25 protein-coding genes are annotated in these 26714 nt (G+C 47.2%); 14 read left to right on the top strand and 11 right to left on the bottom strand.

What is annotated here, in order from left to right:
* Positions 1 to 4 precede the first annotated feature (4 nt).
* The 6 genes from mmsB to R7M72_RS01145 all read right to left on the bottom strand — a co-directional run bounded on the left by mmsB (position 5) and on the right by R7M72_RS01145 (position 6878).
* A complete protein-coding gene (gene mmsB / locus R7M72_RS01170) occupies positions 5 to 901 on the bottom strand; it encodes a 3-hydroxyisobutyrate dehydrogenase (protein ID WP_064354703.1) in 897 nt (298 codons plus the stop codon).
* Positions 902 to 920: 19 nt separating this feature from the next.
* On the bottom strand, positions 921 to 2051 hold the full coding sequence (locus R7M72_RS01165) for an enoyl-CoA hydratase/isomerase family protein (RefSeq protein WP_213913555.1): 1131 nt from the start codon (positions 2049 to 2051) through the stop codon (positions 921 to 923).
* Positions 2052 to 2061: 10 nt separating this feature from the next.
* A complete protein-coding gene (locus R7M72_RS01160; protein WP_064354701.1) occupies positions 2062 to 2838 on the bottom strand; it encodes an enoyl-CoA hydratase in 777 nt (258 codons plus the stop codon).
* Between the two features lie 49 nt (positions 2839 to 2887).
* Positions 2888 to 4042, bottom strand: coding sequence for an acyl-CoA dehydrogenase family protein (locus R7M72_RS01155; protein WP_005373226.1), 1155 nt, complete (start codon positions 4040 to 4042; stop codon positions 2888 to 2890).
* 93 nt (positions 4043 to 4135) lie between these two features.
* Positions 4136 to 5629: a CoA-acylating methylmalonate-semialdehyde dehydrogenase gene (locus R7M72_RS01150; protein WP_005382664.1), complete on the bottom strand. Its 1494-nt coding sequence runs from the start codon at positions 5627 to 5629 to the stop codon at positions 4136 to 4138.
* 70 nt (positions 5630 to 5699) lie between these two features.
* Complete coding sequence (locus R7M72_RS01145; protein WP_005382666.1) at positions 5700 to 6878, bottom strand: thiolase family protein; 1179 nt, start codon at positions 6876 to 6878, stop codon at positions 5700 to 5702.
* Positions 6879 to 7087: 209 nt separating this feature from the next.
* On the opposite strand from R7M72_RS01145, the gene R7M72_RS01140 reads away from it, so the two are divergent.
* The 7 genes from R7M72_RS01140 (at position 7088) to R7M72_RS01110 (ending at position 14717) form a co-directional block, all read left to right on the top strand.
* Positions 7088 to 7474: a MerR family transcriptional regulator gene (locus R7M72_RS01140; RefSeq protein WP_005373242.1), complete on the top strand. Its 387-nt coding sequence runs from the start codon at positions 7088 to 7090 to the stop codon at positions 7472 to 7474.
* Positions 7475 to 7519: 45 nt separating this feature from the next.
* Positions 7520 to 8689: an isovaleryl-CoA dehydrogenase gene (locus R7M72_RS01135; RefSeq protein ID WP_213967560.1), complete on the top strand. Its 1170-nt coding sequence runs from the start codon at positions 7520 to 7522 to the stop codon at positions 8687 to 8689.
* A gap of 114 nt (positions 8690 to 8803) precedes the next feature.
* Entirely contained in the window at positions 8804 to 10411 is a 1608-nt protein-coding gene (locus tag R7M72_RS01130; RefSeq protein ID WP_047101334.1) for a carboxyl transferase domain-containing protein, read from the top strand.
* A gap of 105 nt (positions 10412 to 10516) precedes the next feature.
* On the top strand, positions 10517 to 11299 hold the full coding sequence (locus R7M72_RS01125) for an enoyl-CoA hydratase-related protein (RefSeq protein WP_047101332.1): 783 nt from the start codon (positions 10517 to 10519) through the stop codon (positions 11297 to 11299).
* Entirely contained in the window at positions 11292 to 13340 is a 2049-nt protein-coding gene (locus R7M72_RS01120) for an acetyl/propionyl/methylcrotonyl-CoA carboxylase subunit alpha (protein WP_047101330.1), read from the top strand. Before R7M72_RS01125 ends, R7M72_RS01120 begins: the two co-directional genes overlap by 8 nt.
* The gene (locus tag R7M72_RS01115) at positions 13321 to 14223 is read left to right on the top strand and encodes a hydroxymethylglutaryl-CoA lyase (protein ID WP_005382683.1); all 903 of its coding nucleotides are present in this window, start codon (positions 13321 to 13323) and stop codon (positions 14221 to 14223) included. Before R7M72_RS01120 ends, R7M72_RS01115 begins: the two co-directional genes overlap by 20 nt.
* 173 nt (positions 14224 to 14396) lie before the next feature.
* Positions 14397 to 14717 (top strand): DUF1840 domain-containing protein, encoded by a 321-nt coding sequence (locus tag R7M72_RS01110; RefSeq protein WP_005373256.1) that lies wholly within the window; start codon positions 14397 to 14399, stop codon positions 14715 to 14717.
* A 98-nt stretch (positions 14718 to 14815) separates the two neighbouring features.
* On the opposite strand, the gene R7M72_RS01105 is transcribed toward R7M72_RS01110, so the two are convergent.
* Positions 14816 to 15682 carry a mechanosensitive ion channel family protein gene (locus R7M72_RS01105; RefSeq protein ID WP_047101328.1) on the bottom strand — a complete coding sequence of 289 codons (867 nt, stop codon included), beginning with the start codon at positions 15680 to 15682 and terminating at the stop codon, positions 14816 to 14818.
* A gap of 399 nt (positions 15683 to 16081) precedes the next feature.
* Here R7M72_RS01105 and R7M72_RS01100 point away from each other — a divergent pair, with 399 nt between their 5' ends.
* Positions 16082 to 16414: a hypothetical protein gene (locus R7M72_RS01100; protein ID WP_235429160.1), complete on the top strand. Its 333-nt coding sequence runs from the start codon at positions 16082 to 16084 to the stop codon at positions 16412 to 16414.
* Between the two features lie 22 nt (positions 16415 to 16436).
* Here the strand turns inward: R7M72_RS01100 and R7M72_RS01095 are convergent, their stop codons facing one another.
* Positions 16437 to 17870 (bottom strand): PLP-dependent aminotransferase family protein, encoded by a 1434-nt coding sequence (locus R7M72_RS01095; RefSeq protein WP_080960072.1) that lies wholly within the window; start codon positions 17868 to 17870, stop codon positions 16437 to 16439.
* A 136-nt stretch (positions 17871 to 18006) separates the two neighbouring features.
* Between R7M72_RS01095 and R7M72_RS01090 the strand changes: the two genes are divergently transcribed.
* Genes R7M72_RS01090 through R7M72_RS01080 form a run of 3 tightly spaced genes read left to right on the top strand, consistent with a single transcriptional unit; the run spans position 18007 to position 20556 of the window.
* A complete protein-coding gene (locus R7M72_RS01090) occupies positions 18007 to 19371 on the top strand; it encodes a cytochrome ubiquinol oxidase subunit I (protein ID WP_005373264.1) in 1365 nt (454 codons plus the stop codon).
* 28 nt (positions 19372 to 19399) lie between these two features.
* Positions 19400 to 20407, top strand: coding sequence for a cytochrome d ubiquinol oxidase subunit II (gene cydB / locus R7M72_RS01085; RefSeq protein ID WP_047101326.1), 1008 nt, complete (start codon positions 19400 to 19402; stop codon positions 20405 to 20407).
* A 20-nt stretch (positions 20408 to 20427) separates the two neighbouring features.
* Complete coding sequence (locus tag R7M72_RS01080) at positions 20428 to 20556, top strand: DUF2474 domain-containing protein (RefSeq protein ID WP_005373267.1); 129 nt, start codon at positions 20428 to 20430, stop codon at positions 20554 to 20556.
* A gap of 69 nt (positions 20557 to 20625) precedes the next feature.
* Here the strand turns inward: R7M72_RS01080 and R7M72_RS01075 are convergent, their stop codons facing one another.
* Positions 20626 to 21381, bottom strand: a complete 756-nt coding sequence (locus tag R7M72_RS01075) for a PhzF family phenazine biosynthesis protein (protein ID WP_047101324.1) — start codon at positions 21379 to 21381, stop codon at positions 20626 to 20628.
* Positions 21382 to 21559: 178 nt separating this feature from the next.
* Entirely contained in the window at positions 21560 to 22441 is an 882-nt protein-coding gene (locus R7M72_RS01070) for a LysR family transcriptional regulator (protein WP_318055991.1), read from the bottom strand.
* A 97-nt stretch (positions 22442 to 22538) separates the two neighbouring features.
* On the opposite strand from R7M72_RS01070, the gene budA reads away from it, so the two are divergent.
* From budA to R7M72_RS01055, 3 genes are read left to right on the top strand one after another with little or no spacing between them, the layout of a single operon-like run.
* Positions 22539 to 23324 (top strand): acetolactate decarboxylase, encoded by a 786-nt coding sequence (gene budA, locus R7M72_RS01065; protein ID WP_047101315.1) that lies wholly within the window; start codon positions 22539 to 22541, stop codon positions 23322 to 23324.
* 29 nt (positions 23325 to 23353) lie between these two features.
* A complete protein-coding gene (alsS, locus tag R7M72_RS01060) occupies positions 23354 to 25057 on the top strand; it encodes an acetolactate synthase AlsS (protein WP_047101312.1) in 1704 nt (567 codons plus the stop codon).
* The gene (locus R7M72_RS01055) at positions 25054 to 25812 is read left to right on the top strand and encodes an SDR family NAD(P)-dependent oxidoreductase (protein WP_047101310.1); all 759 of its coding nucleotides are present in this window, start codon (positions 25054 to 25056) and stop codon (positions 25810 to 25812) included. Before alsS ends, R7M72_RS01055 begins: the two co-directional genes overlap by 4 nt.
* Before the next feature lie 288 nt (positions 25813 to 26100).
* Here R7M72_RS01055 and R7M72_RS01050 read toward each other — a convergent pair whose 3' ends face one another.
* A complete protein-coding gene (locus R7M72_RS01050; protein WP_047101308.1) occupies positions 26101 to 26697 on the bottom strand; it encodes a methyltransferase domain-containing protein in 597 nt (198 codons plus the stop codon).
* Positions 26698 to 26714 lie beyond the last annotated feature (17 nt).

Genomic DNA, 26714 nt, shown 5'->3' with positions numbered 1-26714 from the left:
CTCCTTAGGCCTGATTTTGCTTTTGGTAGAACTCAAACAAGCTTGAAAAATCTTTTTGCCCGTTGCCCTGACCGTTGTGAAAATTAAACAGATTACGAGCCAAGCTGCCCATTGGCGTTGATGTTTGACTGGCAACCGCCGCTTCCATCGCAAGACCCAGATCTTTAGCCATTAACTGGCTCATAAAGCCGCCTTGATAACCATTGCTTGCAGGCGTATTTTCCATCACACCTGGACAAGGGTTATAAAGCTCTAGCGCCCAGTTACGCCCTGAACTTTGCAACATGATGTCGGAAAGCACTTTGGGATCGAGTCCGTTTTCCATCCCTAAATTTAGTGCTTCACAGGTGCCGCTCATCAAAATGCCCAACATCATGTTATTGCAGATCTTCGCGACCTGACCAGCTCCAACATCGCCCGCATGGAAGATGTTTTTACCCATGTGGCTAAGCACCGCTTTGGCTTGAACAAAGTTCTCTTGCGAGCCGCCAACAATGAAAGTTAACGTACCTGCTGCTGCGCCCGCAACGCCACCAGATACTGGTGCATCAACAAAACTGATACCAAGTTGCGATGCTTTTTCGCCAACCAAACGAGCAGTCACCGGATCGATGGTGGAAGAATCAATCAGCAAGGTACCTGATTCGACGCTATCTAAGATGCCATCTTGACCAAGATAAACGCTTTGAACGTGTTGGCTCGCTGGCAGCATAGTGACAACCACGTCAACACCTTGTACTGCCTGCTGAACGGAATCGGCACTTGAAGCGCCCAATGCGGTCAACTCCTCAACTGCGCTTGGGTTCAAATCAAATACTTCGACATTCAAGCCCGCTTTGAGTAGATTCTTAGCCATAGGCGCACCCATGTTACCAAGGCCAATAAATGCAATTTTGTCCATATCGTATTTCTTCCTTGTACTAAAGTGCCGCTATAGCTACCGACGATGCGGTCAGTGGGTATTCTGCTGAGTCAATTGGCGAGAAGAAGCGCTCCAAAACTTGTGGCGTTACGTCAGAAACCGTGCGATGTTGCCAAGTCGGTTGATTGGTTTTATCAATAATCAGCGCACGAACCCCTTCTCTAAAATCACCTTCTAAGCCACAACGTAGTGTTAGGTTAAACTCCATATCAAAACACGCTTTCAAAGAGAGATTTTGATACTGCGTTAACTGCTGATAAGTGATACTGAGCGACAACGGACTGCCATAGTTCAGTGACTTCTGCGCATTGACGAACCACTTGTTATCAACGTTAGCACTGCTGATTGCGTCAACAATTGACGCTAAGTCACCCGAACATAACTGCTCAATCAATTCCGCATAGGGCATCAACATCCCTTCGCTTGGCTCGTCCACGTGTACCGAACGCAGCGTAGTAGCGATTTTTTCGTTGATGTTCGCTTCACCTTTCCAACTTACCGATGCAAGCAGATCCAGCAGCACTTGCTTGTTTTCTGGCTGTGCAATCCATTGGCTTAACCCCAACGCTTTCATATCTGTTGCGCTAATTTGGCAAGCCGTCAAACTTAAGAACAGAGCCAAATGTTTTGGCAACTGGTTTAGGAAGTACGTCGCGCCTACATCTGGGTAAAGGCCAATTTTAATCTCTGGCATTGCAAAGCGGGTGGTGGTTTCTGCTACGCGATGACTTGCGCCCATAAACAGGCCAACTCCCCCGCCCATCAAATAACCATGTCCCCACGCGATGATCGGTTTTGGATAAGTATGAATAAGATGATCACAGCGATATTCGAGGTCAAAGAAGGTTTCCATCGCTGAAAACGCAGAATCAAAGTCTTGCTCTTTGTTTTCAAGTGCACGGTAGATCGCTTGAATATCTCCGCCAGCACAAAACGCTTTTTCACCTTGAGCATGCAAGAATACCGCGACGACGCTGTCGTCCGTTTGCCATTCATTAAGCTGTTTGTACAACTTCTCAATCATCACGTAACTCAACGCGTTGAGAGCAGCTGGATTATCAAGCTCCAGCACACCAATAACAGAGCCATCTGCGCACTCAAGTTTTGAAACATTTACTGTACCTGTCATTTGGCCTCCGCTAGCTGTTTGTCCATTGTGGCTTGCGCTTTTGCAAAAACGCATTCACACCCTCAGTCTGATCTTGTGTATTGAACAGCTGTAAAAACAGTTCACGCTCCAAAACCAATCCAGCCGCGTGAGTTTGGCTGCGTCGACCTTGAATGAGCGTTTTGCACGCTGACACAGATTTCGGTGATTGACCTGCAACACGCTGCGCTAGTTCCATAGCCGCTTCGAGTGCTTGACCTTTCGCCACCACCTCTTCGACTAAACCAATTTTTTCCGCTCGCTCGGCCGTCACTCGTTCGCCACATAGAATCATACGCTTCGCCCAACCTTCACCTACCAACGCGGTCAGGTTTTGCGTCCCACCCGCACACGGCAACAAACCTACCGATGCTTCAGGAAGTGCCATTTGTACTTGTTCTTCTGCGATACGAATGTCACACGCCATCGCCACTTCCAGACCGCCGCCCATCGCATAGCCATTAATCGCTGAGATAGAAACCCCATCGAATGCAGAAAGCGCTTCAAACGCTTCACCAAATGCGAACGCCATGTTTGCTGCTTGTGATTTATCACCCGATGCAAAGTTATTAAGATCTGCTCCAGCAGAAAAGAATTTCTCGCCTTCGCCTGTTAAAACCAACGCATAAATAGAGCGATCATTACTAAGTTCAATTGCCAACTCTTTTAGCTGATTCAAAGACTCAAGCGTCCAAGTGTTCGCTGGCGGATTACTAATCGTGAGCTTGGCAATATGCGCTTCGCGCTCTAATTTGATTTGTGCCGTCATAATCTTTCAGTCCTTTTTAATTTCTTTAGGTAAGGCTGTGTCTCGCTGACTAAAGCAGCTCAACGCCTTCCGTTAGTAATCGTCTTGCGACGATCAGACGCATGATTTCGTTGGTACCTTCAAGGATTTGGTGAACACGAACGTCTCGGAAATGGCGCTCGACTGGATATTCTTTGATGTAGCCATAGCCACCGTGAATTTGCAGCGCCTGATCGCAGACTTTAAAGCCCACATCAGTAGCAAAGCGTTTTGCCATGGCACAGTACGCACTTTTTTCTGCGTGCTGGGCATCGAGTTTAGCGGCAGCGAGTCGCACCATTTGACGCGCAGCGACCAGCTCAGTCGCCATATCAGCAAGCTTGAACTGCAACGCTTGAAATTGCGCCAGTGAACGGCCGAACTGTTTGCGTTCGTTCATGTATTGCTTGGCTTCGTTCAGTGCTTGTTGCGCAGTACCGACGGAACAAGTAGCGATATTGATTCGACCACCATCAAGGCCAAGCATGGCGAACTTAAAGCCCTCTCCCTCTTCACCCAACAGATAGTCAGCCGGAATGCGGACATTTTCGAAGGTAATCATGCGAGTTGGCTGGCAGTTCCAACCCATTTTGGCTTCTTTTTTACCGTAGCTAATGCCTTCGCAATCAGCAGGAACAACGAATGCAGAAACGCCACCCGCTCCTTCACCACACGAACGCGCCATCACGACGAGAACATCTGTATCACCCGCACCCGAGATAAACACTTTTGCTCCATTGAGGACAAACTCATCGCCATCACGCACTGCGCTAGTCGTTAGAGAAGCGGCGTCAGAGCCGGCATTAGGTTCGGTTAAACAGTAGGAAGCGAGCTTTTCACCCGAAATTAGATCCGCGCTAAATTGCTGCGCCACTTCGGCTTTGGCAAAGCTGGTTATCATCCACGTCGCCATGTTGTGAATGGTCATAAACGCAGTAGTCGCGGTACAACCCATAGCCAACTGCTCGAAAATGATCGCCGCATCCAAACGAGATAACCCCAAGCCACCATGCTCTGGCGGCGTATAGATGCTCAGAAAACCAAGTTCACCTGCTTGACGCAGTACGTCTTTAGGGAAATGATGGTTTTCATCCCACTCGGCCGCATGAGGCGCTAACATTTGGTCTGCAAACTGCTTTGCTACTTCGGCAAACGCGAGTTGATCTTCGTTTAATTCAAAATCCATCTTGAAGTCCTAAGGTCTAATTCGTTGCATTTGTATCCGAGCCAAGCCCACTTAAACGGTGGCGCTTGGCTGGAGGTGTCGCTAATCCAGTAATTAGCTAAGTTGAATGGTCATGTTTGGACCGCTTGGAATGTCATCTTCAAACCAACGCGCGGTGACAGTTTTCGTCTCGGTGTAGAAGCGAACCGCTTGTTTACCGTAAGCATGCAGGTCGCCGTAGAAGCTGCCTTTCCACCCAGTAAATGAGAAAAATGGCAATGGCACTGGAATCGGCACGTTGATGCCTACGTTACCTACTTCGATATTGTGTTGATACTTTCTCGCGGCAGCGCCGTTCGCCGTGAAAATAGACGTACCATTACCAAAGCGGTTTGCATTGATCAGTTCAATCGCTTCATCTAGGTCATCCACTTCCATAGTTAACAGTACAGGCCCGAAAATTTCTTCCTGATAAATCGACATGTCTGTGGTCACGTTAGTAAACAGTGTTGGCCCCACCCAGTTACCGTTCGGGAAGCCAGGTACTTGGCAATCTGTCCCGTCCAGAACACAATTCGCGCCTGACGCTTTGCCTTCATTAATCAGATTCACCACTCGCTGCTTCGCTTGAGGGCTAATCAGTGGACCATAACCAGCGGTTTCATCATCCCACGCGCCAGGCTGAACCTGAGCTAACGCCTCTTTAAGCTCTGGAATCCATTCTTTGGTTTCGCCGACAAATACGGCAACCGAAATAGCCATACAGCGTTGGCCTGCAGCACCAACTGACGCGCCAACTAGGTTATTGATGACTTGCTGTTTGTTTGCATCCGGCATGATGACCATGTGGTTCTTAGCACCTGCAAATGACTGCACGCGTTTCAGGTTGTCTGTACCTGTTTTGTAGATGTACTCACCAACGGGCACAGAGCCAACAAAAGAGATCGCACGAACAACTGGATCAGTCAGAATGCGGTCGACTTGCTCTTTGGTCCCGTGAACAACTTGCAATACGCCTTTTGGTGCACCAGCTTGTTCAAATAGCTCTGCCAATTTCATTGCAGTCAGCGGAACTTGTTCCGAAGGTTTTAGAATAAAGGTGTTGCCACAAGCGATCGCCATCGGGAACATCCACAATGGGATCATCGCAGGGAAGTTAAAGGGTGTGATGCCAGCACAAACACCGAGCGGTTGAATGTAAGAGTAACCATCAATATTGGTCGCGACATTTTCCACCGTTTCGCCCATCATTGAGCTACAAATGTTCGCCGCTTGTTCTACGACTTCAATCCCACGCCAAATGTCACCCTTTGCATCCGCGAGGGTTTTGCCTGTCTCACTTGAAAGCAGTATCGCCAACTCATCGTGTTGCTCTTTTAGCAGATGTTGGTAACGCAACATCAATCTAGCACGCTCCGGCGCTGCAACTTCTTTCCAGCGTTTGAACGTTTCTGTTGCGCTGGCAATCGCCGCATTCATTTCCGACTCCGTGGCACAAGGTACTTGTGCAATCACTTCGTTGGTTGCCGGGTTGGTTACATCTAGCCATTGTTTTGAATCGGAGATGGCAAATTCACCACCGATATACTGCTTTACTTGTTCTGTCATGATGACATCCTTGTATTTTTCAGCTTGTTACTGACTACTGTTATGTAAGTGAAACTTTGTTGAGAGTGATTTAGCAGATTTCAATCGCGATAGCGGTAGCCTCACCACCACCAATACAAAGCGATGCAACGCCACGCTTACCACCAGTTTGTTTTAGCGCATGAATCAAAGTGACAAGGATTCGATTGCCACTTGCGCCTATTGGATGCCCCAGCGCACAAGCCCCTCCGCGAGGGTTCACTTTGCTCTCGTCCAGTTCGAGTGCTTTCACCGCGTATTGAGTCACAACAGCAAAAGCTTCATTGATTTCCCAAAGGTCCACGTCCGATTTGTCCCAGCCCGTTTTTTCCAGCAGCGATTCAATCGCGAAGACTGGTGCGATGGTGAACTCATCAGGCTGTCTTGCATGCGAGCTGTACGCGACAATTTTGGCTAGAGGCTGAAGGTTTTCCTGACGACCAAACTCACTATCGACTAAGATCATTGCCGACGCACCATCCGAAATGGAACTAGAGTTTGCTGCGGTTACGCCGCCATCTTTGGCAAACGCAGGGCGTAAGGTAGGAATTTTAGTGACGTCGAGTTTGCTCGGTTGCTCATCATCTACAACCAAGGTTTCGCCGCGCCGACTTTTTACGTTAACAGGCACGATCTCTTCTTTGAACAAACCTTGCTCGATTGCTTGCTGCGCACGAGTCACCGACTGCTGCGCCCAGGCATCCATACTTTCACGGCTGAACTGATACTTTTGCGCCGTCTGTTCTGCAAAGACACCCATCAGCTCGCCTTGGTAGGCATCCTGCAAACCGTCATAAAACATGTGATCAAGCACTTGCTCGTGACCTAAACGGAAACCATCACGCGCTTTCTTTAATAGATAAGGAGAAGACGACATGTTTTCCATGCCACCAGCGATGACAGCATGCGCATTGCCAGATTGAATAAGGTCATATGCCAGCATGACGGTTTTCATACCCGATCCACAAACTTTGTTCAGTGTCGTACAACCAATCGATTGTGGCATTTCAGCTTTAAGACTTGCTTGTCTTGCAGGCGCTTGCCCCACACCGGCGGGTAAAACGCACCCCATCAACACTTCGTCTATTTTGTGCACATCGAGTTGGCTTTCGGCTAGCGCCCCTTGAATGGCTCTCGCACCGAGTTCCGTGACATCTGTTGAAGCTAATGCACCTTGAAAAGAGCCGATAGGCGTTCGCTTAGCGGCAACAATCCATGTTTCATTTTTCATTCCATTAACCTTTTGTTGACGTTTACGTCATAACTATACTAACATTTACGTTAACGTCAAGTTTGAGGTTATTGTTTGTTCGAGTGATTCTTTGATTTCGAGTAAATGCGAGTGATATCAAGGCTCAAGAGTGGATGTTGTTTGTTTACTTTAACGTTAACGAATTGTATATTCATGTAAATGTTATACGAAAGTCGTAAGGTTAAGGAATGAACACATTTAAGATCAGCGAGCTCGCGAAAGAGTTCGACATTACTACTCGAAGCATTCGCTTCTACGAAGATTTAGGTCTCCTAACTCCAGAACGTAAAGGCAACACTCGAATCTACAATGGTCGTGATCGAATTCGACTAAAACTGATTTTGCGAGGTAAGCGATTGGGCTTTTCTCTTGCAGATATCAAAGAGTTATTTGAACTCTACGATACCGATCAAAGTACTGAGCAGTTGAACTATATGATTCGGTTGATCGAAGAGAAGAAGGCAGCATTGCAACAGCAAGCAAACGACATTCAAGCGGTAATGATGGAGTTAAATGCTGCGCAGTTGCGATGCCAAAACACACTGAGATCCATGAAAGGCGAAAAAGTCACCTAACACCTCAACTCTGGGATGTAGGTGACGTAAAGGCAAGGACACGCAATGAAATCTACCTACTCTTCCCTGAACTTTGTTTATGACGAAAATACCGATTTGCTTCGCGAGCAAATCAATAGTTTTGCTGCAAGAGAAATTGCGCCGCTAGCGCAATCTATCGACCAAACTAACGACTTTCCAAACCATCTTTGGTCCAAATTAGGTGACATGGGTCTTTTAGGTGTGACCACCAGCGAAGAGTTTGGTGGTGCAGGCATGGGCTATCTCGCCCACGTTATCGCTATGGAAGAAATCAGCCGAGCATCCGCTTCGGTTGCGTTAAGTTACGGCGCTCACTCCAACCTTTGCGTCAACCAAATCCACCGTAACGGCACACAAGCGCAAAAAGAGAAATACCTACCTAAGCTCATCTCCGGTGAACATATCGGCGCCCTTGCTATGAGTGAACCCGGCGCCGGCTCTGATGTGGTCTCTATGCAGCTTAAAGCCGAACGTAAAGGCGCTATTTTCCTATTAAATGGCAACAAAATGTGGATCACCAACGGCCCTGATGCACACACCTATGTTGTCTACGCAAAAACCGACCCAAGCCAGCACTCCAAAGGCATCACGGCGTTTATTGTGGAACGCGGATTCCCTGGATTTACTCAAGCACAAAAACTCGACAAGTTGGGTATGCGCGGCTCGAATACGTGTGAGCTGGTCTTCCAAAACTGCGAAGTCCCTGCGGAAAATATTCTCGGCGAAGAAAACCAAGGCGTGAAAGTATTGATGAGCGGCCTCGACTACGAACGTGTGGTGCTTGCAGGCGGCCCACTTGGCATCATGCAGGCGTGTATGGATATCGTTGTGCCTTACATTCACGACCGTAAACAGTTCGGTAAATCCATCGGTGAATTCCAGCTAGTTCAAGCAAAAATCGCGGATATGTACACACAAATGAATGCCGCTAAAGCGTATGTTTACGCCGTCGCTGCCGCTTGTGATCGCGGTGAAACCACACGTAAAGATTCTGCTGGCGCGATCCTCTACAGCGCAGAGCTGGCAACCAAGATGGCACTGGATGCGATTCAACTACTTGGCGGTAACGGCTACATCAACGAGTTTGATACGGGCCGTTTGTTGCGAGATGCCAAGCTGTATGAAATCGGTGCGGGCACTTCAGAAATTCGCCGCATGCTTATTGGTCGCGAATTGTTTAACGAAAGCGCCTAATCAACATACCTAGGCGTTCTGAATCTAAATAAATTCCTTATTCAACCTAAATCTTATTCAACATAGATAAAGGCGGGTGGTGTCACCCGTCTACCGAATGGAGATCGGCTATTTATGGCTTGTTTGACGACCAATATTAATACCCACTCAGAGCAGTATCAGGAAAACTACCGCTCTATGGCGTCACTTGTAGATCAACTTTATACCGTGACTGCCCAAATAGAAGATGGTGGCGGTGAGAAAGCCCGCGAGCATCAGCAGAAGAAAGGCAAACTTCCGGTACGTGAGCGCATTCTTGCCCTACTCGACCCTGGTTCGTCCTTTCTAGAAATTGGTCAATTTGCTGGCTGGGATGTGTATCCAGATTACGTTCCATGTGCTGGAGTGGTTGCAGGTGTGGGTGTGATTGACGGCACTGAGTGCATGATCGTCGCGAACGACGTGACGGTAAAAGGCGGCAGTTACTACCCACTCACCGTGAAAAAGCACTTAAGAGCACAAGAAATTGCAGAAAAATGCCAACTGCCGTGTGTTTACTTAGTCGACTCTGGCGGTGCTAACCTCCCCCGCCAAGATGAAGTCTTCCCAGATAAAGACCATTTTGGCCGTATTTTCTACAACCAAGCCCGTATGTCGGCCAAAGGCATTCCACAAATTGCGGTGGTCATGGGGCTATGTACCGCTGGCGGCGCTTATGTCCCTGCCATGTGCGACGTATCCATCATAGTCAAAGAACAAGGCACGATTTTTTTGGCAGGTCCACCTCTTGTAAAAGCAGCGACAGGTGAAGAAGTCAGCGCGGAAGATCTTGGTGGCGCAGACATTCACTGCCGTACCTCTGGTGTGGCGGACTATTACGCAGAAAATGATCACCACGCGTTAGAGTTGGCAAGACAAGCGGTTTCACAAATCAACCACTTGAAACCCGTTCAACTCAAGCAAAAAGCACCACAGGAACCACGCTTTCCTGCGCAAGAGCTGTACGGCATCGTCGGTACCGATCTTAAAAAGCCGTTTGATGTTAAAGAGGTCATTGCCCGAATTGTTGATGACTCACAATTTGATGAATTTAAAGCGTTATTCGGTGAAACCTTGGTCTGTGGCTTTGCCCATATTCACGGTATGCCGATTGGCATTGTCGCTAACAACGGCATTCTATTTTCGGAATCAGCACAAAAAGGCGCGCATTTTATTGAGCTGTGCGCACAACGCAAAATTCCTCTGCTTTTCTTGCAGAACATAACGGGCTTTATGGTCGGTCAGAAGTACGAAGCCGAAGGCATCGCCAAACATGGTGCGAAAATGGTAACTGCTGTTGCGTGTGCAGACGTGCCGAAGTTTACCGTAGTGATTGGTGGATCGTATGGCGCAGGAAACTACGGCATGTGTGGCCGCGCTTATGATCCAACCATGATGTGGATGTGGCCAAACGCGCGCATCTCCGTCATGGGTGGAGAGCAAGCGGCTGGCGTGATGGCGCAAGTGACCCGCGATATCAAAACTCGCAAAGGTGAAAGCTGGAGCGCGGAGGAAGAAGAAGCGTTCAAACGTCCAATTGCGGAGCAATATCAGACTCAAAGTCACGCTTATTACGCCAGTGCTCGTTTGTGGGACGACGGCATTATTGACCCTGCGAAAACCCGTGATGTTGTCGGCATTGCTCTGTCTGCTGCGCTTAATGCGCCAATACCAGACAGCAAATTTGGCATCTTCCGTATGTAGCCGGATGCAAGGCAAACCTTAACTCCTCGCGAATACCGATGTTTATACAAGTAACGGTTAGCGAGCATTGGAATAGAGACTGAAATGTCAGACAAAGGAAGTCACATGACCGGACTACTGCTTGAAAAAGACAGCAATGGCGTTGCTTGGTTGAGCCTCAATCGACCAGAGAAACACAACGCGTTTAATGATGAATTAATTGCTTCACTTATCGAAACCTTGGAAAAACTTGAGAGAGACGACTCTCTACGTGCATTGGTACTAACGGCGCAAGGGAAACACTTTTCTGCGGGTGCGGATCTTGGCTGGATGCAGTCAATGGCCACCAAAACCGAGAGTGAAAACCTGCAAGATGCACAGCAACTAGCAAAACTTTTGCATACGCTGGATACCTTTAGCAAACCGACTATTGCTATGGTGCATGGCGCTGCATTTGGCGGCGCACTTGGGCTTATCTGCTGCTGCGATATCGCTATTGGTACACCTGAAAGCCGCTTCTGTTTGAGTGAAGTGAAGCTCGGTTTGTTACCCGCCACCATCGGACCTTACGTAATCCGAGCGATTGGACAACGACAAAGCCGACGCTACTTTTTAACCGCGGAACTGATTGATGCCGAAACCGCGCTATCGATGAGTATTCTTCATCAGATAGACGCTCAACCACGTGAAGCCGTCAATCGCACCATTGATCACCTGCTCAACAACGGTCCACAAGCCATGCAGGCTGCAAAAGCACTTTGTTTACGCTGTGATAACCAACCTATCGATCATTCATTAATTGAATACACCAGCCAAGCTATTGCAACCGCTCGCGTGTCCAGTGAAGGACAAGAAGGACTAGCTGCATTTTTTCAAAAGCGCGCCGCCAATTGGAGGAATCATGTTTAAAAGAATACTGATCGCAAACCGCGGTGAAATTGCCTGCCGAATCATTAAAACCGCAAAAAGCATGGCTATAGAGACGGTTGCCGTCTATTCCGAAGCGGATCGCAGCAGCTTACATGTTAAACAAGCGGATTTCGCTGAATTCATTGGCCCCGCTCCGGCGAGTGAATCGTATCTCGATATCGATGCGATTATCGGCGCTGCGAAAAAATGGCAAGCCGATGCTATCCACCCTGGGTATGGTTTTCTTTCCGAGAACCCGAAACTGGCGAAAGCGTGCAGCGAAAATGGCATTGTTTTTATTGGCCCTTCCACCAGCGCAATTGAAGCAATGGGTTCGAAGTCGCAAGCCAAAGCCATCATGTCAGAGGCGAACGTACCATTGGTTCCGGGCTATCACGGCACAGACAACAGCGTAGAGCATTTATTAGCAGAAGCGGAAAAAATCGGTTACCCAGTGATGCTTAAAGCAACCCAAGGGGGCGGCGGTAAAGGCATGCGAGTGGTCAATAGCGCAGCCGAAATGCCTCTGGCCATCGACAGTGCGCAGCGTGAAGCACTTTCAAGCTTTGGCGATAAGCAGCTTCTAATCGAAAAATGTATATTGCAGCCTCGCCACGTTGAAGTTCAGGTATTTGCTGACCAACATGGCAACTGTGTCTATCTTTCTGATCGCGATTGCTCCATTCAACGCCGTCACCAAAAAGTAGTCGAAGAAGCACCAGCTCCCGGTCTTAGTGATGAACTGCGTAAACAAATGGGTGAAGCTGCGGTTCAGGCCGCTCAAGCGATCGACTATGTTGGCGCTGGCACGGTGGAGTTCTTGCTCGATAGCCGCGGTGAGTTTTACTTCATGGAAATGAATACTCGTCTGCAAGTTGAACACCCTGTTACTGAATTGATCACCGGCGTTGATTTGGTGGAGTGGCAATTAAAAGTCGCAGCTGGCGAGCATTTACCTATTTCGCAATCTGAAATCACCCACAACGGTCATTCAATTGAGCTGCGAATTTACGCAGAAGATACAGACAATGACTTTATGCCGTCGACTGGCCGCATTGATTACTTAAAAGAACCCGTATCAGACAGTAGTGTGCGCCTAGCGTGCGTACGCGTTGATAGTGGTGTTACCCAAGGCGATAGCATCAGCGAATATTACGATCCAATGATCAGCAAACTGATCGTCTGGGGGCAAACTCGTGATATCGCTCTAAAGCAGATTAAGCAGGCGTTAACTCAATATCACGTACGTGGAGTAACGACAAACATTGGTTATCTGCACAGTATTATTTCGCAGCCAGCCTTTGCCGAGATTGAGCTCGATACAGGTTTCCTCGTAACACATCAACAAGGCATAAATGAGCAGCAAGACGTGTCGGATTCAATCTGGCTTACATTGGCGGCGGTTGCTCGTTGGAATGATCTCATTTCAAAATCAGACAGCTCAACGTTACCCGCGCCAACCAAACGAGGTTTTAGACTGTCAGTTGACAACGTTTACCGATTTAACTTCACGGATGCCAATGCCAACCATCAGGCACGTTTGCAACAATCATCGCAAGATACAGGATCTCACTTCACTGTCCGATGTGGTGAGGAGCTGCATCAGGTCATCCTGCTTGAAAGTGACAACCAGTTTATCGTCGATATTGATAATGTGCGTTACACCTTTAATGCACTTAGCGATGAACAAAAGACAACACTATTTTATCTTGGTCAGCAGCGCACGTTCGCTCATCAACCTAACTTTGACTCTGCAAAAGACGTAGATGATGAACTAAGTCCAACCGCACCACTCAACGGCATAATTTCAGCAGTTATGGTGGCTAAAGGTGACGAAGTGGCGGCGGGCGATCCGCTTTTGGTACTCGAAGCAATGAAAATGGAATACACCATCACGGCTCCGGTCGCAGCAACAGTCGACGAATTGTTTTATCAGCACGGGGACCAAGTACAGCACGGTTCCATCCTGCTGAATTTGTCTTTGATATCGGATAACGTCAGTGAAGATAAGGAGCGCGAATATGCTACCAGCGAAGGTTAATATCGTCGAAGTCGGCGCTCGTGATGGTCTGCAAAATGAAACGGCAGTGACGCTGGTTGATAAAATCCGTTTGATTAACCAACTAAGCAGCAGTGGCTTAAAGCATATTGAGGCGGGATCTTTCGTCTCTCCAAGGTGGGTGCCTCAAATGGCCGATTCCGATCAGGTGTTTGCTGGTATCTCAAAAAAGCCTGACGTGGTTTATAGCGCGCTCACACCAAATCTCGCAGGGTTAGAACGTGCGCTGGAAAGCGGTGTAAAGCGAATTGCGGTGTTTGGCTCCGCTTCAGAAACGTTCAGCCAGAAGAACATCAACTGCAGCATTACCGAAAGTCTCGCTCGATTTGAACCCGTTATCGAATTGGCGAACCAGCACAACATTCCTGTACGCGGGTACTTGTCTTGTACCATGGTGTGTCCATATGAGGGAGTAATCAAGCCAGAGCAAACTACCAAGGTCGCCAATACGTTGTTTGATATGGGATGTTATGAGATTTCGCTCGGTGATACTGTCGGTAAAGCAACGCCTAATCGCGTTATCGCCATGCTGGATTCGTTGTTAACGCTACTGCCAAAAGACGCGCTCGCAGTACATTTTCATGACACTTATGGACAAGCATTAGCCAATATCTATCAAGCCTTGTTAATGGGCATCAACACCATTGATAGCGCAGTAGCGGGGCTCGGCGGCTGCCCTTACGCGAAAGGAGCCAGTGGCAATGTTGCAACGGAAGATGTACTTTATCTGTGTGAGCAACTTGGGATTGAAACGGGCGTTGATCTTAGCGTCATCAATGAAGCGGGTTGGCAAATTTGCCGTGCGTTAGGAAAGTCTCCTGCTTCTAGGGTCGCATTAGCTCTGGGCGATCCGTATAGCTTGTAAATCATCAACAACCAATCAGGTAATGTATTTCAACGGGCATGCAGACGTACGTGCCCGTTTTTTATTGTTACTCATAAAAACCTTAACGCTCAACGGTCTTCATCACATTAATTAGTGTCTGATTTCAGCTACAATTTAGTTTCAAACCGAACATATAAAACAGGATCAGGTAAATGCTCATAACATTTCGTTGTCGAAGCCACTCAAACGTCACAATGTTTGGTGATATTGCATTAGATATGCTCAAAATGATGGGTCACAGCGGCACGGTGCCGGGATCAATTTCCGCTCAAGATGTTCCTGACGCGCTATCAAGATTAACTTCTGCTCTATCTGCGAAAAATGCAGCTGAAGAAAACCTCCCTACTGATGTAGACGAAGAGGAAGAACAAGCAGAGCCCGCGGTAAGCCTAGGACGCAGAGCGTTTCCACTGATTGAGTTGCTAAAATCAGCAATCAAAGAAGAATGCGAAGTCATGTGGGACAACCAATAACGCCTTCAAACTGGTTTCTAGCGAGGTGAATCCATATTGTGACCGCCTCGCTATCACTACTCGAAGCCAAGATAAGGGCACCTACACCGCTTATCGCCCTATCCGTTTCTCTCCCTAGACAACTTGATTTCCCCATCAATGTGCACATCTCGTTGTGGAAACGCGATTTCAATACCGTGCTTTTCGAAAGCTTCATAGATTTCAAAACGTATGGCACTTGCGACCGATCGAATCCCGCCTTCAACCGTTGAGTTAATCCAAAAATAAGATTCGAAGATCAAAGCATTATCGCCAAAGTCTTGAAAAAACACGTCTGGAGCTGGCGAACTCAGAACTTGCGCTTGCTGCGAAGTCACCTCCGCCATTAAGGCAGCAACCTGTTTGACATCGCTCCCATACGCGACACCGACAACGACCGAGCCACGAACTAATCTGTCGCATAACGTCCAGTTGATCACCACGTTCTCAATCAACTGACTGTTGGGTATGAGCATATGAACACCATCGGTTCGTCTGATTCTCGTTGAACGTGTATTTATTTGCTCGACAGTGCCTTTGGCGCCCTCAACCTCTAAAAAGTCCCCAATTCGGATTGGCTTTTCACCAATCAAAATCCAGCCACTTATGAAGTTGTTAATGATGTTTTGCGCACCAAAACCGAAGCCGATAGCGATGGCACCAGACAGAAAGGCGAACGCGGTGATTGGCACATTGATCATCGAAAGTGTGGTCATAAAAATAATGGCTAGAGCGATGACAAATAATATCCGTTTAACCAAATGAATAACGTTTGGATCTTTCCCCGATGAGGACATTCTTGACGTAACGGTTTTGATTAAAATTTTGGACAACCATAAAGCGACAATCACCCATGTCGGCACCATCAATATCGCCCACAACGTGATAGGTTGTTCGTTAAAGGTAAACAGTGTTGTTTCTAAAAATGAAATGACCCGTTCGAACATAAAGTGCTCACTCTTGATTCATCGTTGCCAGCAAGCCAGAGCGCATAAGTCATAAATTTTTGGATCAATCGATAGCGCAGCGGCTCAATTAAGTTCTTCTTATTAACTATATTGTAATCTACGTAAAACGCTTCGAGTGGTTTCCCACTTTGGCTTCAACCGATTAAGCCATTTAGGGAATACGTCTTTGTGAACTAAACGAGCCAATCAACCAACTGGATACGCAAGGCAAATCAGTGATAACTTTCTGATTTTTAAGCATCAAATTTTCACTTCGAATCACTCTCACCTATTATGCACCTTATTGCAAATAACATTGATGGAATGATTGTTATGTCAGAACTGACTCGGATGCGCTCTGGAGAAACCTATAATTGTCTGGATGAAGAACTAAAGCTAATGCGCGCCAAAACTGCGCAGCTTGTCTTCCAATTTAACCACGAGCCAAACCCAGATATCCGTAGACAACTATTGGCGGAAATGGGCGTCCAATTAAAAAACAGCGCCTGTATAGAGCCACCGCTACAACTTACCTACGGTTGTCACTTGTCCATCGGAGAAAACACCTACATCAACTGGGATGCCATTATTCTGGACAATGGGCAGGTTGAGGTTGGCGCGAACGTCATGATTGGGCCTAGAGTGCAAATTTACACAGCCGCTCATTCACTCGATACACAAAGACGTTGCGCCGGGCGATCGAGTTGGTGGAAACCCGGCGCGCTCCATTAAACCCAAAAACTGAAGAAAGTCGCTATTTCGCCAAATGATCGCGAATAATATTGGCAAGCAGATTGAGAGCATGAACGTATTTGTCATTGAGCTCAAAAGAAGCGTTAAGACGAATACAGTGATCGTATTGTTCTGTCAGGCTGAACATCTTTCCCGGTGCGATGCTGATATTACCTTTTAGCGCTTCTCGATATATCTGCAAGGCATCAATATGCTTGGGAAGCTCTAACCAAATAAAGTACCCACCGCTTTGGCTTAACACTTTGACTGCTTCAGGTAACAGCTCACTAAGCAGAACCGTCATCTTACTTTTACGTTCAAACAGCTTTTTCCGTAACTGCTTCAAATGCGATTCATAATTGCGGCTTGTTAAATAGTGTACCAATGTCATTTGCACTGGGGCACTCGTCGCTAATGTACTCATTAACTGTAACTTTTGTACCTCTAGCGCCCGCTTTCCCGCCGCAACCCAACCAATACGTAGCCCTGCGATTAATGATTTTGAAAACGAGGAGCACAACATGGTATTGCCCGTGTCATCAAACATTCTTAGTGGATAAACCGAGTCATTCTCGGCATGCAGTTCGCTGTACACGTCATCTTCAATCACTGGCACGTTATATCGCTGCGTCAGCTCAATCAGCTTTTGTTTTTTCTCGTTGGTGAGCGTAAAACCCAGAGGATTCTGGAAGTTCGACATCAGCCAACATGCTTTCACATCGTGTGTTTGCAGCGCTCGTTCCAATGAGTCTAGGTCAATGCCCGTGACTGGGTCTGTTCTTACTGAGAGCGCTTTCAAGCCTAACCGCTCTAAGGATTGCAATGCACCATAAAATGCAGGCGACTCCACAACCACCCAATCTCCCGGTCTTGTGCAGGCTTGCAAACTGAGCGTTAACGCCTCCAGCGCGCCTGCCGTAATGACAATTTCATCGGGTGAAATTTCAATGCCTTTCGCAGCATAACGCTTCGCGATGATGGTGCGTAATTGTTCGTTTCCCGGCGGTAAGTTATCAAAGGTGGTGGAAATCGGCATATTGCGAGCGGCTGCGCTCATCGCCCGATTCACGTGATAGCGTGGATACAAACTTGGGTCTGGATAGGCAAAGCCAAAATTGATCATGGATGGATTTTTGCTCGCCTGCAGAACATCAAAGATAAACTCATTGATGTCTACCTGCTCTGTCCACGAAACTGCTGCTGGCGCTTGGGGTTCATTTGAGCTCTTAATATTGGGCGCGACTCGATAACCAGATCGCGGCTGTGACGTGACCCAGCCTTGAGATTCCAGAATTTGATACGCATGCAACACCGTCATCAAGCTCAAATCCGAGTGTTCAGATTGGCGACGCAGCGAAGGCAGCTTGTCACCCGGATGCCATATCCCCGATTTTATCTGCCTTTTAAGCTGTTCCACTAACTCTTGATACTTCGCCAAACGCAAATCCCCTTCCATAAAGCCGAATTCAAAATAATAACACTTCAATATTTAATCTGTTATAGGTTTATAGTCACTGTCTGTACCTACTTCCCTCATTCCGCTCCTTTTAAAATAGCTCTCTCATAAAACTTAAAAGATCAAAGGAAGTTTAATGTTTGGCCTCGACGCATTTATGCTTGCACGGATACAGTTCGCCTTTACGGTATCCTTTCATATTATTTTCCCCGCTATCACCATAGGTTTGGCCACCTATCTCGCCGTGCTGGAAGGCTTATGGCTAAAAACACGTAATCCCGATTACCAAAAGCTCTATCACTTCTGGTCGAAAATTTTTGCGGTTAACTTTGGAATGGGTGTTGTATCTGGTCTTGTCATGGCCTATCAATTCGGCACCAACTGGAGTGGTTTCTCCGACTTCGCTGGTTCTATCACAGGCCCATTACTGACTTATGAAGTGTTAACGGCTTTCTTTCTCGAAGCCGGATTTCTTGGCGTAATGCTGTTTGGGTGGCGTCGCGTCGGCGAAAAGCTGCACTTTTTTGCAACCTCGATGGTGGCGTTAGGAACGATCATTTCGACGTTCTGGATTCTCGCCTCCAACAGTTGGATGCAAACGCCACAAGGCTATGAAATTGTCGACGGACGTGTGGTGCCAACCGACTGGTTTGCTATCGTTTTCAATCCTTCATTTCCTTATCGTTTGGCGCACATGAGCGTCGCGGCTTTCGTCAGTTCAGCACTCTTTGTAGGCGCGTCAGCCGCTTGGCATTTATTGAGAGGCAATCAATCGACTGCGGTAAAAACCATGTTTTCGATGTCGCTCGGGATCTTAGTGTTCCTTGCGCCACTCCAAGCCGTGATTGGCGATGTGCACGGGCTAAACACTCTGGAACACCAGCCCGCCAAAATCGCTGCCATCGAAGGACATTGGGATAACAGCGATGGCAAACCAACCCCATTGATATTGTTCGGCATGCCAAACATGGAACAAGAACGCACAGACTATGCCTTAGAAATTCCTGTTTTAGGAAGTTTGATCCTACGCCACAGTTTAACTGAGCCAATCCCGGCGCTGAAAGACTTCCCGAAAGAGGAACGACCGAACTCACCTATCGTCTTTTGGTCATTTCGAATCATGGTCGGGCTAGGACTTCTGATGATTTTTCAAAGCTTCTACAGCATATGGTTACGAAAAAAGAACACGCTTTATACCTCGCGTTGGTTCCTCAAGTTTTCATTGTTTATGGGGCCATCTGGTCTTATCGCAATACTCGCTGGCTGGTTTACGACAGAGGTTGGTCGGCAACCTTGGGTCGTGTATGGCGTACAAAAAACGCGTGATGCGGTTTCTGCACACGGAGACCTACAAATGAGCATCAGCCTGCTGTGTTTCCTTGTTGTATACAGCTTGGTATTTGGTTTTGGTTATTACTACATGATCCACCAAATCAAGAAAGGCCCCGATGCAATCGAACACGATGAGCACGACATGACGACCGTTTCAGGTCGCATTTAGAATTTGTCACAAAGTGAAGGTAGAAAATATGCATTTTGATTTATCCGTGATTTGGTTCGCGATCATCGTTTTTGCCACTTTGATGTACATCATCATGGATGGCTTCGATTTGGGTATTGGAATACTGATGCCCTTCATCAAGGATGAAAAACAAAAAGACGTCATGGTCAACAGTGTCGCGCCAGTTTGGGATGGCAACGAAACTTGGATTGTGCTTGGAGGCGCATCTCTATTTGGCGCTTTTCCGATGGCTTACGCGGTGATTATTGAAGCGCTAACCATCCCTTTAACGTTGATGTTGATTGCTTTGATCTTTCGTGGCGTAGCGTTTGAGTTTCGCTTTAAAGCATTGGAAAACCACTTAAAGTTCTGGGATCGCTCTTTTATGGTCGGCTCGATTTTAACCACGTTTTTCCAAGGCATCGTTGTTGGCGCGGTAATTCAAGGCTTTGCGGTGGAAAACCGCGTCTTCGTAGGTAGCCAACTCGACTGGCTCAGCCCTTTTCCCATCTTTTGTGGTTTGGGTTTAGTCGCAACGTACGCGCTGCTTGGTAGCACATGGCTCATCATGAAGACGGAAGGTGAACTGCAAAACACGATGCACCGCTTCACTAACAAAACACTACTGGCGATGATCTCCGCATTAGTCATTGTGAGCGCTTGGACTCCACTTGCTTACCCTGCCATTGCGGAAAGATGGTTTTCTCTGCCTAATTTGTTCTACTTACTGCCCGTACCTGTCATTACTGGGCTGGTATGTTTGAAGATTGCCGACTCCGTTAAAAAGCGTAAAGAGCGCAGCCCTTTCGTGATGGCGTTAGTGATCGTGATTCTCGGGTTCGCTGGGCTTGGCATCAGTATCTGGCCAAATATCATTCCTCCTAGCATATCAATATGGGAAGCAGCGGCTCCTGCAAGCAGTCAGCGCTTTATGCTCGTTGGAGCAGTGATCATCATCCCGATCATTCTGGCTTACACCTTTTGGAGTTACTACGTCTTCTCCGGAAAAGTAAAAGAAGGCGAAGCGTACCATTAACGAGTTGATAAGGAGTGAGTATGAAAATCAAAAATTGGTGCCGCCAATGGGCTTGGATGGTTGGAATATGGGTCGTTAGCGTCGCTGCATTAGGGTTAGTGTCTATGTTATTTCGCGTCATGATGACCGCTGCAGGGTTAAAATCTTAGCTCGGCACGTTTAAGTCAATAAAAAATGGATGCCTCTAGATCTTGTGTAAGAGCTAGAGGCGTTTGCATTCAAGTCCGACTTTTCACGTGTGCAGACAATACGATCGTAGATTCTAAACCGCGAGCCACTTCAAAATAACCACCAGCACGAGATAGCTGACGAGCCGTCAATTTTTCTTTGCCTAGCTTTTCAAACCAATAAGGCGCTAATGAGCACTGAGCCGAGCCTGTGGCAAGATCTTCTGAAATACCGATTTTAGGTGCAAAGTAACGCAGCACATAGCTACTATCAGAACTTTGAGCCGTCACGATGACCGCATGAAACTCATCAATTTTAATCAGCTCATCAAAGTTAGGTTGATAGCGAACAACATCATCTTCGGATTCGAGAACAACAACCAAATCACGCGTTGTAAAAGCATCTACGGGGTCATTGGAAAAGCCTGAAATACCCAAGGGGATGGCATGAGGCTTGGCTTGCCAACTTGGCATCACGATCCTGTACATTCCATCCAGTCCAGTAACGGTAATATGGCCATACTGGCTTTTTAGAATGACCTCATTCTGATGATAGTTGGAAATGATTGCAGCGCCTGCGCCCAAACTTCCGTGTCCACATAGGTTGATCTCTCCTTCTAGGCTAAACCAGCGAATGTGGTAGTCACTGCCAGACTGAACCACAAATGATGTGACAGGTTGAGCGACCTGGTGAGTGATTTGAAGTAACTCAGAATCACTCAGCCAGTGATTTAGTTCGACAACGCCACAAGGGTTACCTTGAGCCAACTCATCACAAAATACATCAAATGTTTGCGCTTTAATCATCCATCATCCTTGCGGTTTAACCATGCATTAAATCAAGGTCCTCGTCATTATCATCTCGATAAAAACGAGAGTTCAGCTATCAAGTCAACTTGATGTAGGTAATATATACGACAACAGAGTCGCAATCTTCAGTAAGTTTTGTTCGTTGGATACAATCGACAGGTTATATGACAAAGCTTTAAGCCTCTACATGACCGATGTGCATGGCTACTTTTAACGCTTGTTTATTGAGATTAGATGCCTCCCAAGCAACAACAACACGACTAGTGAGAGGGATATCATCAATCTCGGCGACTGTCGCGGAATCATCGAGATGTTCAGCCAGTGAGCGCGGTACGAGAGCGATACCTAACCCGGCCTGCGCCATGGCAATCGTCGTACGAAGTTGCGGTGCTGCGAACTGTGGTTCGAGCCTTACTCCTGCGTCGGCAAAAAGTGTGCTCATGCCATCAAACAATGCGGGTCCCGTCTCTCGTGGAAACAGTAAAATTTTATGGCCTCTCAACTGTTTCATCTGGATACAGGGATATTTTGCCAGTTCGTGGCCCGCCGGAATCACTGCGACAAACGGGTCGTTAAACAACACCTTATGCTCAAAAGGCTCACTGGCGTAACAGGGTAGCCGCATGATTGCGAGATCAAGTTGTTTGCTTTTTAACTGAGTGGCAAGCTCTGGCATTGATAGTTCCGCCGTCTGTAAATGAACCCCATTCTCTTGAATACGCCCAATCCTCTCCAATACCTTAATGCAGGTTGATGTTGACGTCGCGAACCCAATTTTAACCTGCGTATTTTCACCACGGGCAATCTGTCGGGCTTTTGCTTTAGCGCGTTCCACATCAGCAAGAATATTTACCGCATCCGTATAAAAGACTTGCCCTGCATGGGTCAGTTCTACTCCTCTAGACAAGCGCTTAAATAAGTCCACGCCAAGCTCGTGCTCTAGCTTTTTGATTTGTTGACTCAAAGGAGGTTGCGCAATCCCTAACTGTTCAGCTGCTCGGGTAAAGTGACGAGTCTCGGCGACCGCGACAAAATACTTCAGGTAGCGAAATTTCATATATTTTCCATATCAAAATAAATCTTTTTTATATTGGATTTAGCACCGTGTAGAAGTCAATCTAAATATACTCTTCATTGCATAACTGGTCTTACTCATGCGTGGATTTTATAACCCTCTATGTGCTTGTTCGCTTGAAGTAGCGAAAGAATTTTCTGAATACCATTACGTTACCGGAGATGGTGAGATTTATCAGACTTCGTTAATGAGTGCTTTGATCGCTGGTGTATACGAAGGCTCAACAACCATAGAAGAACTGCTGAAACATGGGGATTTTGGTTTAGGTACGTTCAATGAATTGGATGGTGAGTTGATTGCGTTTGATAAGGAAGTTTTTCAACTCAAGTCGGATGGCTCCGCAAACCCGGCAGACCTGGCGCAAAAAACGCCCTTTGCTGTCATGACTTTTTTTAAGCCTGATATCGAGCTGCCACTGACATCGCGCATGTCACGTCATGAAGTCCATAGCCTCATAGACGACATGGTTCCAAGCGATAACCTATTTTGCGCAGTGCGCATTGATGGCGTTTTCGATTCAGTTCGTACTCGCACCGTACCTAAACAAACACGCCCTTATCGGCCAATGCTTGAAGTGGTCAAAGAACAACCAACGTTCCGCTTCACGCATAAGCAAGGCGTGGTCGCCGGCTTTCGCAGTCCTAAATATACGACTGGCATCAATGTGCCCGGCTATCACGAACACTTTATTACCGATGACCGCCAAGGAGGTGGTCATATTCAGGATTACAGCATTTCGTCAGGGTTCCTCCAGATTGGCAAAGTCTCGCGGCTAGTGATTGATACCCCGGTATCGACAGACTTCCTCAACGCCAATTTGGCTCCGGAAGATATAAATACCGCCATAGAAAAGGCGGAAAAGTAACAAAGTCAGGCAAATAATAAGGACAACAAATGCAATCCAAACCTTCAAATAAAAATGGAGCTCAGTTGATCGCTCAACAGCTAGAGTCTCTCGGCATTAAGTACATTTTCGGTATTCCCGGTGCAAAAATCGATCGACTGTTCGATGCGATTGAAGACACTAAAATCCAAATGATTCCTGTACGTCACGAGGCTAACGGCGCATTTATGGCGGGCGTTATGGGAAGACTAACCGGCAAAGCAGGCGTCACGATGGTTACGTCAGGCCCTGGCTGTGGAAATCTAGTTACGGGGGTTGCAACAGCAAACTCCGAAGGCGATCCGCTGATTGCTATCGGTGGTGCGGTGAAACGAACTGACCAGCAAAAACAAACACACCAGAGCATGGATACCGTCAGTATTTTTCGCTCTATAACTAAGTTCAGTGCTGAAGTGCAGCATGTGGACGCCGCAAGCGAGATCATGGCGAACGCATTTCGTATCGCAGAGTCAGGTCGTCCTGGGGCTTGCTTTTTGAGTCTCCCCCAAGATGTCTTATTCGAGCAAACCCAAACGGACATTATTGTCCCCTCGCCTTACACACAGCCTGGTTGCGCAGACATCGCAGCAATCGAAGAAGCGGTCAGTCGAATCAGTAAAGCAAAGCGCTGTGTGGTTTTACTTGGCCTTCACGCGAGCCGCAGTCAAAACGCTGCTGCTATCGCTCGGTTTCTTCAAAATACGCAGCTACCCGTTGTCGGCACTTACCAGGCCGCCGGCACGGTAGACATCAATTACTATCATCACTTTGCTGGGCGTGTCGGTTTGTTTAATAACCAACCTGGCGATGTTTTACTGCGGGACGCCGATTTAATTCTCACCATCGGCTTTAGCCCAATAGAGTATGACCCTGAGCTTTGGAACAGCCACCGCAACCCAGTGATTCACCTCGATATTGAACCAGCAGAATACCAACTTAATTATCAACCTTGTGTTGAAATCGTCGGAAACATTGCGCAGTCATTAGACAAAATGGGCAGCTATATCTCTGAATATGCTCGCCTTTCCCCAACGGCACTTTCAGTACTGGAAGAGGTAGCACTGCAACGGCAAGTGATCAAGACCTATCCCAATGTCTATCACAAGCAAGGGTTTCATCCACTGGCGCTAATTAAAGCCATGCAATCCATCATCACACCAGATACCACGCTATGCCTTGATATGGGGAGCTTCCACATCTGGATCGCTCGTTACTTAAGCTGTTTTCGAGCTCGCCAAATGCTGGTGTCTAACGGCCAACAAACGATGGGCGTTGCACTACCATGGGCCATTGGTGCCAGCCTACTAAAACCTGGTAGCAAAGTGGTATCGATATCGGGAGACGGCGGTTTTATGCAATCGAGCATGGAGTTAGAAACCGCGGTTAGACTGAACTGCAATATCGTCCATATTGTGTGGGTTGATAACGCCTACAACATGGTAGAAATGCAAGAGATCAACAAATATCAGCGCTGCTCTGGTGTGAAATTTGGACCAATTGATTTCAAGGCCTACGCCGAATCATTTGGCGCGAAAGGCTTCGCAGTGACTAGTCAACACGAATTGCTACCGACATTGAATAAAGCCATGGACGTTGAAGGACCAGCAGTGGTGGCTATCCCCGTAGATTACAGCGACAACGACAAACTGATGTTGCCGCGCACAGAGAAAAATCAAGATCCCGTTTTTGTAAGTTTCGAAGGAGAAATCGCATGAGAGGATTAAAAAATAAAGTCGCACTCGTGACTGGCTCTGCCAATGGCATTGGTTTGGCCATCGCAAAACGTTTGTATGAAGAAGGCGCAAACGTCGCTCTTGCCGATTGGAATGAAGAGCAGTTGGCAAACGCCGTTGAGGGCTTTGATAAACAGCGTGTGTCTGCGCATTCCATTGATGTTTCTGATCCAGACAAAGTCGCAGCACTGATTTCTGATGTTGTTACCCGTTTCGGTAAACTGGATATTTTAGTAAACAATGCTGGCGTACATGTCCCTGGTACCGTGATTGAAGGTAGTGTGGAAGACTGGAAGAAGATCTCTGGTGTAAACATTGATGGTGTTGTTTATTGCGCGAAATTTGCTTTACCTGAACTCTTAAAAACGAAAGGTTGTATGGTAAATACCGCGTCCGTTTCCGGTTTGGGTGGTGACTGGGGTGCCGCATTCTATTGCGCGAGTAAAGGCGCAGTGGTGAACCTTACCCGAGCGATGGCATTGGACCATGGTGCGGATGGGGTAAGAATTAACGCCGTATGCCCAAGTTTAGTAAAAACCAACATGACAAACGGCTGGCCGCAGGACATCCGCGATAAATTCAATGAGCGCATTGCGCTTGGCCGAGCAGCCGAACCTGAAGAAATTGCGTCTGTCGTGACTTTCTTGGCAAGTGATGACGCATCTTTCATTAATGGCGTAAACCTACCTGTAGACGGCGGTGCCACCGCATCAGATGGTCAACCTAAAATAGTATAAGCATGAAATAGACAGATCAGTAAGAGACGTTCTACTACCTTTCGGATCGATGCTGATCTGTCGCTTTACGCTCTGAGCACATAACCCGTGCCAGCAATAAACTCAACCACTCAACCGCTGTTAGAGATATCTCAACAACTTAAAACCAGCAACGAGAAATTAATTTTTCACACAAACCGACAAACTATGTGAGCATTCCATCAGGCATAGAGTAAAGACTTATATATCAGCGATTCACAAAGAACCAGAAAGTTTCCGCGAATACTTCTTCAAAAAGATTAAAAGCGACTAACGTTTCTGCCACACCATCCATTGTTCTCTGCCTTTAAAAACCTCAACACTGTTTGCCACCACTGAGGATTCCACAAGCTTAAACGCCGGTTCTAGATAACCCTCCAACTCCCCACTTCGCAAACAAAATGGAGGGAAGCGTGATAGGTAATTATCATCAATGACGAAAAAACCAATTAGAAAACCTCCGCTTGGCAACAATTTATCCACCATAGAGAAATATTCTGACCACATGTCTCTCGGTAGTGCTGCGAGAAAGGCCCGCTCGTAAATGACATCAAACGAGTGAGAAAAATCGGCATTAAATACATCGCCCAATACGACTTTATCTTTGTAGTTACCTAACGCTGATTGCGCCATTTTTACCGCTTCTTGGCTGTAATCCATCGCGATCACGTCATGCCCATATTGAATAAAAGTGCTCAGTTCATAAGCGGCACCACACCCAGGAATAAACACTGACTGGCCTACATGAAGTGAATTGTCGAGATAGTCCTTGAGTTCTTGAGGTGTCGATTGGGCATCCCAAGGCATAGTGCCTCGGATAAACAAATCATCCCAGAATTGTGTGTTAATCATTGGTGCCTGTTTCATTTACCCGCTCCCTGATT

Origin of the sequence: Vibrio sp. YT-18 (assembly GCF_033337345.1) — a bacterium.
Taxonomy (GTDB): domain Bacteria; phylum Pseudomonadota; class Gammaproteobacteria; order Enterobacterales; family Vibrionaceae; genus Vibrio; species Vibrio alginolyticus.
This window is presented reverse-complemented; position numbering and strand designations above follow the sequence as displayed.

Coding starts and splice junctions, on each gene's coding strand:
- R7M72_RS01165 (WP_213913555.1), bottom strand. CDS start 2,051: ATGACAGGTACAGTAAATGTTTCAAAACTTGAGTGCGCAGATGGCTCT.
- R7M72_RS01050 (WP_047101308.1), bottom strand. CDS start 26,697: ATGAAACAGGCACCAATGATTAACACACAATTCTGGGATGATTTGTTT.
- R7M72_RS01095 (WP_080960072.1), bottom strand. CDS start 17,870: ATGGAAGGGGATTTGCGTTTGGCGAAGTATCAAGAGTTAGTGGAACAG.
- R7M72_RS01120 (WP_047101330.1), top strand. CDS start 11,292: ATGTTTAAAAGAATACTGATCGCAAACCGCGGTGAAATTGCCTGCCGA.
- R7M72_RS01150 (WP_005382664.1), bottom strand. CDS start 5,629: ATGACAGAACAAGTAAAGCAGTATATCGGTGGTGAATTTGCCATCTCC.
- alsS (WP_047101312.1), top strand. CDS start 23,354: ATGCAATCCAAACCTTCAAATAAAAATGGAGCTCAGTTGATCGCTCAA.
- R7M72_RS01125 (WP_047101332.1), top strand. CDS start 10,517: ATGACCGGACTACTGCTTGAAAAAGACAGCAATGGCGTTGCTTGGTTG.
- R7M72_RS01055 (WP_047101310.1), top strand. CDS start 25,054: ATGAGAGGATTAAAAAATAAAGTCGCACTCGTGACTGGCTCTGCCAAT.
- cydB (WP_047101326.1), top strand. CDS start 19,400: ATGCATTTTGATTTATCCGTGATTTGGTTCGCGATCATCGTTTTTGCC.
- mmsB (WP_064354703.1), bottom strand. CDS start 901: ATGGACAAAATTGCATTTATTGGCCTTGGTAACATGGGTGCGCCTATG.
- R7M72_RS01070 (WP_318055991.1), bottom strand. CDS start 22,441: ATGAAATTTCGCTACCTGAAGTATTTTGTCGCGGTCGCCGAGACTCGT.
- R7M72_RS01100 (WP_235429160.1), top strand. CDS start 16,082: ATGCGCGCCAAAACTGCGCAGCTTGTCTTCCAATTTAACCACGAGCCA.
- R7M72_RS01130 (WP_047101334.1), top strand. CDS start 8,804: ATGGCTTGTTTGACGACCAATATTAATACCCACTCAGAGCAGTATCAG.
- R7M72_RS01140 (WP_005373242.1), top strand. CDS start 7,088: ATGAACACATTTAAGATCAGCGAGCTCGCGAAAGAGTTCGACATTACT.
- R7M72_RS01075 (WP_047101324.1), bottom strand. CDS start 21,381: ATGATTAAAGCGCAAACATTTGATGTATTTTGTGATGAGTTGGCTCAA.
- R7M72_RS01160 (WP_064354701.1), bottom strand. CDS start 2,838: ATGACGGCACAAATCAAATTAGAGCGCGAAGCGCATATTGCCAAGCTC.
- R7M72_RS01110 (WP_005373256.1), top strand. CDS start 14,397: ATGCTCATAACATTTCGTTGTCGAAGCCACTCAAACGTCACAATGTTT.
- R7M72_RS01080 (WP_005373267.1), top strand. CDS start 20,428: ATGAAAATCAAAAATTGGTGCCGCCAATGGGCTTGGATGGTTGGAATA.
- R7M72_RS01105 (WP_047101328.1), bottom strand. CDS start 15,682: ATGTTCGAACGGGTCATTTCATTTTTAGAAACAACACTGTTTACCTTT.
- R7M72_RS01145 (WP_005382666.1), bottom strand. CDS start 6,878: ATGAAAAATGAAACATGGATTGTTGCCGCTAAGCGAACGCCTATCGGC.
- R7M72_RS01155 (WP_005373226.1), bottom strand. CDS start 4,042: ATGGATTTTGAATTAAACGAAGATCAACTCGCGTTTGCCGAAGTAGCA.
- budA (WP_047101315.1), top strand. CDS start 22,539: ATGCGTGGATTTTATAACCCTCTATGTGCTTGTTCGCTTGAAGTAGCG.
- R7M72_RS01090 (WP_005373264.1), top strand. CDS start 18,007: ATGTTTGGCCTCGACGCATTTATGCTTGCACGGATACAGTTCGCCTTT.
- R7M72_RS01135 (WP_213967560.1), top strand. CDS start 7,520: ATGAAATCTACCTACTCTTCCCTGAACTTTGTTTATGACGAAAATACC.
- R7M72_RS01115 (WP_005382683.1), top strand. CDS start 13,321: ATGCTACCAGCGAAGGTTAATATCGTCGAAGTCGGCGCTCGTGATGGT.